This is a genomic window from Brucella sp. NBRC 14130, from assembly GCF_040371715.1.
GTDB lineage: Bacteria > Pseudomonadota > Alphaproteobacteria > Rhizobiales > Rhizobiaceae > Brucella > Brucella intermedia.
In genome coordinates this window covers 1-8,430 of the sequence record NZ_BAABTE010000037.1, presented here as the reverse complement: position 1 = coordinate 8,430, position 8,430 = coordinate 1, and the positions used below count along the sequence as shown (strand labels likewise).

The window sequence follows — 8,430 nt, the reverse complement described above, 5'->3', positions numbered from 1 at the left end:
GACATGATCTCCATGCGAGCCATGAAACCTCTTTGTTCTGGTATTAATGTCAGCACTAATGCTGGTTCGAATGCCAGAACATCGCCCGATTTGCCCAATCAGCAAAAATAGCTCACCGGACGCTCACTATCTATGAATGCATATCCATCTTTTAACACTATGGATGCATCCCCATCTTATAACAATCCCCAGCACAGGGATACTTTGCACCAAAATTTTAAGGGGAGCGACATTTGAAACAGGAAAAAATTACACGCGGTCAGCAAGCAAAACGCATTTTGGATATGCCGGAGTTTCAAGCAATATCCAATGAAGTACGTAAAGACTTATTTGACCAATTTAGAAAAACAAACGTTAGCAACACCGAAGAACGAGAGCGTATTCATCAAATCTCATATGCTTTCGATTTGCTAGATAAGCAGTTGCAGCAATACGTTAGTGAAGCGTTATTTGAGTTAAACGCAGAGGAACAACTGGAAAACCTCAAAGACGCATAAAAAGCAGTACCTCAATAAATATCCATATCGATAACACTTATTGAGGTATTACTCATGGATTTAGCCAATACTCCCGATCAGGGAACTGGCACTGTGTCCGAAATGGACACACAGTCAGCATTTAAGAACCTACTGGACAGCGATACTGCTACAACCGAAGTAGATACAGATGCCGAAGCGGAAGCACTTATTGCTTCAAATACATCGGATGAAGACATTGACGAAAACTTGGAACAACCAGAAACGGACTCCGAAGAAGTTGACGTAGATGAAACTGAAGATGCAGAGGACAAAGAAGCAGAAACAACCGAAGAACGCGACCCGGAAGAAATTGTATTCGAACTCGAAGGCCAAGCAATTTCACGTAAGGAAGCAGAACGCGGATTTCTGAGACAGTCCGATTACACGCGCAAAATGCAGGAACTTGCTGAACATCGCAAAAAGTGGATCGTTCAGGAAATCGATATGCATCAAGTGCGTGAACAATCTGCAAGCATGTTGAACCAATTGGCTCATCATGTGGCACAGGTCTTTGAAATGGGTGATTTTGGTGCAGAACCCGATTGGGCTGCTGAATTTGAAATCGACCCATACACTACACAGCAGAAACGCTACCAGTGGGAAAAAGACAAAGCCGCATGGACCGAGAAGCAACGTGCACGTGAAGAAGCAGTTCGTGCCATTTACGATACGCAGGTTAAAATTGCCGAACGCGATGCGCAGTTTGCAGAAGCAAAGAGAGAGCAGGACATTATTGATAGTCGTGCGGAACTTGCTCGCAGAATGCCAGACGTATTCGGTGATGACAAAAAAGCCAATGTTGCACTCATTGAACTTGGAAATTTCCTTAGTGAACAAGGGATTCCAGACGATCAGGTTAACACGCTAGTCGATCCAACCATGATCCAACTTGCATATTACGCAAAATTGGGAATGGAAGCGGCAAAGAATATGCCGAAGGCAGTGAAGAAGATTGAGGCTAAACCGGCTCTGACTATGCCGGGTTCAACTGCATCGAAGAAGCCAAGCACAGGCTTTAACGCAAAACTCAAAGAGTATGCGGGAAGCAATTCAAAGCAGGGCTTGTTCAAACATCTATTAGACAACGAATAAGGAGAAGCCAAAAATGGCCGGTACATTTAAAACTACAGATACCAATACGATCAACGAACAGTGGCACAAGGTAATGTCCACGGTTGCTCGTGAAGAAACCCCAGTTCAGACGCTTTGCCCATCTGACTCCGTTGGCGCAACGACTGCTTTCTGGTTCACTGACTCGCTTGCTGCCGCAAATGCGAACAACGCACAGGTTGAAGGCGCTGCTGCTCCAGAAGCAAATCTAGTTGCTCCTGAAAAACTCAGCAACCACACACAGATTTTCTCGAAGACTGCGGAAGTTGCCCGTACTTTGCGTTCTTCTATTACACTTGGCACAAACGACGAGTTTTCCCGTCAGTTCGATAAGATTTCTAAGGAAGTCAAGCGCGACGTAGAAGCGGCTCTTATCGGCGGTCAGGGTTCGGTAGAACATACTGGTACTGTTGCAGGTCGTCTTGCTGGTATTGAAGCAACCATCAAGGAAAATGCTTTCCACGCCGCTAGCGGTGATACTCCGGGTTATACAAGCCCTGTTTATGGCTCTGTTGTAAACGCAGACGAAGCCGATCTTCGTGAATTCACCGAAGACATGCTAAATGATGCGCAGCAGAAGGCTTGGGCTGCTGGTGGCCGTCCAGACACTGTTTTGGTGAACGGTCGTCTAAAGCGTCGTATTAGTTCCTTCAAGGGCAACTCGACCATGTATCAGGATGCAACAAAGAAGAAGATTTTCAACGTTGTAGATACGTATGTTGGTGACTTCGGAACTTACAGCGTGATCCCTCACTACTTGATGAGCACGACAACTGTTTTGGGTATCGACCCATCCAAGTTTGTTGTATCCTACTTGGATAAGTGGACCAAGTACGATCATGGCAAGACCGGCGACAGCGACAAGAAGACCCTTGTTGCGGAACTAACGCTCAAGGCTCTTGACGAACGTTCGCACTTCAAGATTGCAGACGTAAAGTAATGCTACAGTGAGGGCGCTAAATGCGCCCTCATTTTTATCGCCCGATAAGAAAAACAATAATGAGGCGAACAATGGATTCTGAGAATTATATAGCACTCACACTTGCCGATGTTATGGAAGATGGCGCTCATTACCTAGCACATGAGAACGCCGACACCGCGACTTATTATGTTCGCGAAGGCAACACCATGAAGCAAGTTGTATATCATAAAACAGTCAATTCGGTCATGGAAGCAAATGCGGAGGAAGCAAAGCATTTCAGTAGATCAGGTAGTCTGAGCAATAACACTAAGGTCGCATCAATGCCGACGAGTGTTTATTTGGACCTTCATGCAAAGGGAATTGCACAAGACCCAACCGAATTTAAAAAGTTTTTGAACCATTCGGATAACGCAGGTTTCCGCACGAATAATTTGAGGTTGTAAAATGGCACTCTCAAATTACTCTGACCTACAGCAAACAATTGCCGATTACATTCTGCGTCCAGATGCACCAATCAAATCATTCATCGCACTTGCGGAGAATGATGTTTCCGTTGTCGTGCGTCATTTCATGCAGGAGAAGGAAGTCACACTAACCGGCACGAATAACACCGTTACGCTGCCAGATGATTTTCAGGAAGCCCGACGCATTATTGTCGATGGTGTGCTTGCAACACCGATAAGCGCTTACGATCCGAAGGTACGCAACGGCGAAATTGGCTATTACCAGAACGGCAATTCGTATGTGATCCTGCCGGAAGTCGAAACGCCACGAACCGTTAAACTCCTATATTTTGCTCGTGTACCAGTGCTTTCGGATGCAGCACCGACAAACTGGCTATTGCAGCGTTTTCCTGCTGTTTTGTTCCATGCTTCACTTGTTCGCGCTTATCGTTGGTTGAAAGACCCGACAGCAGAAGCGCAGGAAAAAAACAGTCTCGGTGAAGCCTTTGGATTGCTTACAGCAGACCATAACAGAGCAGTGACTAGCGGTAATCAACCCACCGTAGATTATGGGGGTGGATGGTGATTATCGACAGCATGTTCGGCCCTTGGCGTCCTGACTTTCCCGATTTGAATAATCCGGGTTTGACCATGGCGCGCAATGTAACACCGGGAGCAGGTGCAACAGCAAGCAGCGTTACATACGGCGCTATGAAGCGCGCTCGCTTATACTCGGCTACATCAATGGAAAGCAGACCGACCGGAACAGCCGTTGGATTAGACCAGTACGGCAACGCGAAGGTTTATGGCGGTTGTGCAAGCAAACTCTACAAGTTAGCGCCGGGTGATCGCCAGTGGACGGACATGTCACGAACTGACGGCTACAATGGTGTTAGCGCGGATCGCTGGCGTTCGGTCGAATATGGCCCATATCAGATTTTCACGAATTTCACGGATGCACCGCAATACGTGGACATGAATATCGACTTGGAGTTTGCCGACCTGACTTCGCTTGTGAAGGGCAGATACATCGGCACTCACAAGGAGTTCGTCATTCTCGCAAACACTTGGGACCCGCTTGACTCATTCAAGACCAATCGCATTCGTTGGAGTGGGCAAGGTTATCCTAGTGAATGGGCATTCTCCGCACAAACACAGGCAGACTTTCAGGATATTAACGGCTACGGCCCGATACAGGGGATCGTCTGCGAGGATAATGTTTGGGTGTTTTTGAAAAACGGCATTGTTCAAATGCAGTATATCGGAGCGCCATATGTGTATCGCTTCGATACTCGTGTTGAGGGCAAAGGTTGTTCAGTACCAGAAAGCCTAGTGACCGTAGAAGGTAAAACGTTCTTTTTGAGCGATGACGGCTTTTACATGTTTCAGAACGGCAACTTAGTGCCAATCGGAAACGGCAAGGTAAACAAGTATTTTCTCCAGAAAGCGCAGTCATCGCAGTTTCATTTGATGACCGCAATGGTCGATCCTCGCGCATCTTTGATCCATTGGACATTCGTTAGCGTAGACACGCCGAACGGTCTGCCAGACAAGACGATGATCTACAACTACCAGACAGGCGAATGGTCAGAGGCAGAAGCAACAGCGCAATTCACGTTCAACACGATTGCGCTTTCTTGGACAATCGACCGACTAGACGAATTCGGAACGCTTGATGATGTGCCTGCAAGTTGGGACGATCCAATTTGGGCGGGTGGCTCTGCATTGCTCGCGGGTATGGATATGACCGGAAATGTCTACATTTACTCCGGCGACACGTTGCCTGCGATCTTCGAGACGCAAGAACTTCTGCTCATAAACACGTTGCGCGCAGTCGATCCGAAAGCAGTAGGCGACCGCACAAACATCATGGGAGTACGACCGTTCTTCGAAGGATCGCAATCAAGTGCATCGGTTGCAGTGGGATCGCGCAGCACAAGCAATGGCGTGGTTCGTTGGAGCAATCCATCATTACCAAACGCAGACACAGGCTTTGCATACTTCCGAGTACAAGACCGTTTCCATCGTTTCCGACTGCAATTGCGAGGCGAATGGGACAAAGCAAGCGCAATTCAAATTGACGCTAATGCAGCAGGTTTCAGATAAATATCTGCTGCAAAAGGAGAAGCAATGGAAGGTGTTTATAAACCAGAAGACCCAAAGCATGTTGCACGTGTTGTAAATGACCTTGTTCGTCAATTCGACAACACAGGAACAGTTACACTGAAAACGTCTGCAACATCAACGGTCGTAATGAATGCGAAGGTTGTTCAAACAACTGTTCCAATGCTTATTCCAGCGGATGCAAATGCAAAAGCAGAACAGTGGTTCATTCAAAGCGTTGGCATTGGTCAGTTTACAATCGGACATGCAAGCGCAACGACAACGAGAAAATTCTATTATGTGTTACATGGAGTATAATGGCAGTTAAACGTATTGATACAGCAGTTGATTTTGATACGGAATACCCACGAGTAAGAGAATGGATATTGAACGCATTACCTTATTCGGACAAGCCATACACAGAAGACAATATTCTAATTGGATTACTTGAGCGGGATTACCTGCTTTGGACTGCACCAAATGCAGTTTGCATTACCAGTTTAACTGAATGGCGAGATAGTCAGGTTTGTGTGCTTTTCCTTGTAGGTGGCAACAAGGGAAAAGCAATGCGCGATATATTTGTTGATGGTTTACCATTGGTAGAACAGTACGCAAGAGAACATGCATGTAAGTATGTTTTGGGTATTGGTCGAAAAGGATGGAAAAGTATTTTGACGAAAAACGGTTTCACGACAGAAGGAAACGAATACTATAAGGAAGTTTGAAAATGGGAAGTCAACCAAAGGAAACCACAACAAAGGTTGAACCGTGGGACGGTGCAAAGCCTTATATTTTGGACTATTTGAAGCAAGCCGACCAAATGTATAAGGACGGCAAGCCTGAATATTATCAGGGCAGTACCGTTGCAGATCAGTCACAAGCCACTAAAGATGCATTGGCCCAACAGGAAGCGCTTGCGCGTCAGGGTTCATCTGCAATCGGCAATGCACAGAACACAGTCAACAACATCACGCAGGGAAACAACTTCTCGCAGCAGCCGAACCAAACGCTATCGCAGTTGCAGAATGGCGTTGATGTGGGAACCAACCCAGCGACAGCGGGTGTTAACAACATTGCCAGCGGCGCGAACACCGGACAAGCACCGGGACAATCGACGCTTAACGCAGGTGCAAACTACACGAACGCCGCTTCCGGCTTGCAGCAGCAGCAGGCGAACACGCTTGCAGGATCGAACAATCCAGCGATGGATTATTTGCAGCAAACTGCTTCCGGCGCGAACATCGGCAACAATCCATATTTGGATCAGATGGTTGCGACACAGCAAGGCAAGATCGCTGAGCAACTTGCCACTGTTACGAACCCGCAGATTGACTCTCAGGCCGCATCACTTGGTCGAATGGGTTCTGCCGCTTTTGCAAATCAGCGCAACAAGGCAGACCAGACAGCAGCAACCGCAATGGCGCAAGTTGCAACCGATATGTACGGGAATCAGTACAACACGGACAAGGATCGCCAGTTGTCGGCGGCTGGTCAGTACGGCAATTTCTACAATACCGATCAGCAGAACCAGATGCAGGCCAATTCAAATCTCGCGAACACGAGTGCGAACCAGCAGGGCTTGCGCAATGACGCTGCAAACTCCCTGAATAGCCAGTACCAGTTCGATAAGAATTACCAGTTGCAGGGCTTAGGCTTGCAGAATGACATTTATCAGCAGGGCGTGAACAACAAATTCAACAACGCCAATTTGCAGATGAATGCAGCGAATTCACAAGCGGGTAATCAGAACGCGCAGGCTAACACTCAGTTGGGTGCGGCTGGTATGGCCGGTGATATGTATGGGTTGGGTTATCTGCCTTCGCAGTATTTGCAGCAGATCGGGCAGCAGAAAGACGACCGCGCACAGAATGTCTTGAATGCAGATATTCAGCGTCACGATTTCAGCCAGAACCAGCCATTGGCGAATATTGCCAACATGATCAACCTGGCTAACGGTGGCGGTTACAACAACACCACAACGCCGGTTTACTCGAATACGGCTGGTCAGATCGGCGGTATTGCAAGCGGTCTATTGGGCTTGCTCTCGCTATGTGACGAGCGCACCAAGATTGTTTTCGAGTGCGTCGGTAAATTCCCGAACGGCATTCCAATGTATCGCTTTGCTTACAAGGATAACCCGGAAGAAATCTTTATCGGGCCGCTTGCACATGAGGTCGAGGAAGTGTTGCCGGATGCAGTCGTTGAGGTCAACGGCATTAAGATGATTATCAATGATACATTTATGGAGGCTGCATAATGGCCGGTTTTGATATTTTAGCATTATTGAAGCGATTGCAGTCGCAAGGTGGTGATACAAGTTTGCTCGGTGCACAGGCCGAGCAATCACCAGAGCAAGCCCCTGCACAATCGGAAAGCAAAGGTTTGCTAGGTAGTTTTTTGCCTAGCGATCCGAATAAACGAGAAGCCGTATCAATGGCGCTGCTAAACGCTGGCGCTAACATGATGGCGGCTGGCGGTCCTTCTGCTGATCCGAAGAACTTCCTTAGTGTTTTGGGTCAGGGAGTTGGTGGCGGCGTATCTGGCTATCAGAATGCTATGAAGAATAACGCTGAAATCGGTGCGTTGGGTGCAAAGAAGCAGGCCGATCAGGTCAAGTTGCAGCAGGCACTTGCCGCGCAGGAATACGCAAATGAAATAGATACGACCGGCAATACAGCATATTCGATACAGTTCCTCAAAGAGCATTTCCGCAAGCAGGTTGCAGCCGGCGACGAAGATGGCTCAAGAGCCACGCTAGCAATGATCCAGCGTCTTGATGACAAGCAGCGCGAAAAGGGTCGTTTGCTCAATGCCGATGGTTCGTATGAAAACGCTCCCGGCGTTGTTGAATCCGAAACAGAACTTGAGCGCGGTAAGGCTTCTGGTCGTGTTTCTGGTGAAGAAGAACATCGTCAGACAGATGCGATGCGTAATTACAATCTCTATGTCGAGCAGGAAAAAGAAGCGGGTCGTACTCCGAAATCGTTTGAGGAATTTAATCTCGAACAGAAATCACGTGGCGCTAACAAAGCCACTGTAGGCGGAACTGCAATCGATCTTGATGCGCTACCAGTTGTTGGACTGGACGAAAAAGGAAAGCCAATTGCAGAAGATCAAGAAGCATTCCTAAAGACGCTTCCGCAATCGACGCAGAATATTGTGAAAGCGATTGCTGAATATCGTATGCCAATTGAACGCGTAACGAGTATGGCCTGCCCCCACGAGGTGATCCGTTTGGAATGTTAGTGCATGATCGGTCTGCTTGCCACTGCTGGTGTTGACGCTGGCCCATTTTGTGGAGGCCAGACGGCTGCTTCGGGTGCCGGTGGTTTGT

At 47.7% G+C, this 8,430-nt stretch carries 10 protein-coding genes; all 10 read left to right on the top strand.

Annotated elements, in window-relative coordinates:
* Positions 1-233 precede the first annotated feature (233 nt).
* The 10 genes from ABWW28_RS27005 (at position 234) to ABWW28_RS26960 (ending at position 8,342) form a co-directional block, all read left to right on the top strand.
* Entirely contained in the window at positions 234-497 is a 264-nt protein-coding gene (locus ABWW28_RS27005; protein WP_353392907.1) for a hypothetical protein, read from the top strand.
* A 54-nt stretch (positions 498-551) separates the two neighbouring features.
* Positions 552-1,610, top strand: a complete 1,059-nt coding sequence (locus ABWW28_RS27000) for a hypothetical protein (protein WP_353392906.1) — start codon at positions 552-554, stop codon at positions 1,608-1,610.
* A gap of 13 nt (positions 1,611-1,623) precedes the next feature.
* A complete protein-coding gene (locus ABWW28_RS26995; RefSeq protein WP_353392904.1) occupies positions 1,624-2,568 on the top strand; it encodes an SU10 major capsid protein in 945 nt (314 codons plus the stop codon).
* 71 nt (positions 2,569-2,639) lie between these two features.
* Complete coding sequence (locus ABWW28_RS26990; RefSeq protein ID WP_353392902.1) at positions 2,640-2,993, top strand: hypothetical protein; 354 nt, start codon at positions 2,640-2,642, stop codon at positions 2,991-2,993.
* A gap of 1 nt (position 2,994) precedes the next feature.
* Positions 2,995-3,579 carry a phage adaptor protein gene (locus ABWW28_RS26985; RefSeq protein ID WP_353392900.1) on the top strand — a complete coding sequence of 195 codons (585 nt, stop codon included), beginning with the start codon at positions 2,995-2,997 and terminating at the stop codon, positions 3,577-3,579.
* Complete coding sequence (locus tag ABWW28_RS26980; RefSeq protein WP_353392898.1) at positions 3,573-5,099, top strand: hypothetical protein; 1,527 nt, start codon at positions 3,573-3,575, stop codon at positions 5,097-5,099. The genes ABWW28_RS26985 and ABWW28_RS26980 overlap by 7 nt, the downstream gene beginning before the upstream one ends.
* 24 nt (positions 5,100-5,123) lie before the next feature.
* On the top strand, positions 5,124-5,414 hold the full coding sequence (locus tag ABWW28_RS26975) for a hypothetical protein (RefSeq protein WP_353392897.1): 291 nt from the start codon (positions 5,124-5,126) through the stop codon (positions 5,412-5,414).
* Positions 5,414-5,821 carry a hypothetical protein gene (locus tag ABWW28_RS26970; RefSeq protein ID WP_353392895.1) on the top strand — a complete coding sequence of 136 codons (408 nt, stop codon included), beginning with the start codon at positions 5,414-5,416 and terminating at the stop codon, positions 5,819-5,821. The genes ABWW28_RS26975 and ABWW28_RS26970 overlap by 1 nt, the downstream gene beginning before the upstream one ends.
* 2 nt (positions 5,822-5,823) lie before the next feature.
* Positions 5,824-7,353: a hypothetical protein gene (locus ABWW28_RS26965; RefSeq protein ID WP_353392893.1), complete on the top strand. Its 1,530-nt coding sequence runs from the start codon at positions 5,824-5,826 to the stop codon at positions 7,351-7,353.
* Positions 7,353-8,342, top strand: coding sequence for a hypothetical protein (locus ABWW28_RS26960; RefSeq protein WP_353392891.1), 990 nt, complete (start codon positions 7,353-7,355; stop codon positions 8,340-8,342). The genes ABWW28_RS26965 and ABWW28_RS26960 overlap by 1 nt, the downstream gene beginning before the upstream one ends.
* Positions 8,343-8,430 lie beyond the last annotated feature (88 nt).

Excerpts from the sequence above, each read along its gene's own strand:
- ABWW28_RS27000 (WP_353392906.1), top strand. The coding sequence starts at position 552 with ATGGATTTAGCCAATACTCCCGATCAGGGAACTGGCACTGTGTCCGAA.
- ABWW28_RS26960 (WP_353392891.1), top strand. The coding sequence starts at position 7,353 with ATGGCCGGTTTTGATATTTTAGCATTATTGAAGCGATTGCAGTCGCAA.
- ABWW28_RS26970 (WP_353392895.1), top strand. The coding sequence starts at position 5,414 with ATGGCAGTTAAACGTATTGATACAGCAGTTGATTTTGATACGGAATAC.
- ABWW28_RS26985 (WP_353392900.1), top strand. The coding sequence starts at position 2,995 with ATGGCACTCTCAAATTACTCTGACCTACAGCAAACAATTGCCGATTAC.
- ABWW28_RS26980 (WP_353392898.1), top strand. The coding sequence starts at position 3,573 with ATGGTGATTATCGACAGCATGTTCGGCCCTTGGCGTCCTGACTTTCCC.
- ABWW28_RS26990 (WP_353392902.1), top strand. The coding sequence starts at position 2,640 with ATGGATTCTGAGAATTATATAGCACTCACACTTGCCGATGTTATGGAA.
- ABWW28_RS26975 (WP_353392897.1), top strand. The coding sequence starts at position 5,124 with ATGGAAGGTGTTTATAAACCAGAAGACCCAAAGCATGTTGCACGTGTT.
- ABWW28_RS26995 (WP_353392904.1), top strand. The coding sequence starts at position 1,624 with ATGGCCGGTACATTTAAAACTACAGATACCAATACGATCAACGAACAG.
- ABWW28_RS26965 (WP_353392893.1), top strand. The coding sequence starts at position 5,824 with ATGGGAAGTCAACCAAAGGAAACCACAACAAAGGTTGAACCGTGGGAC.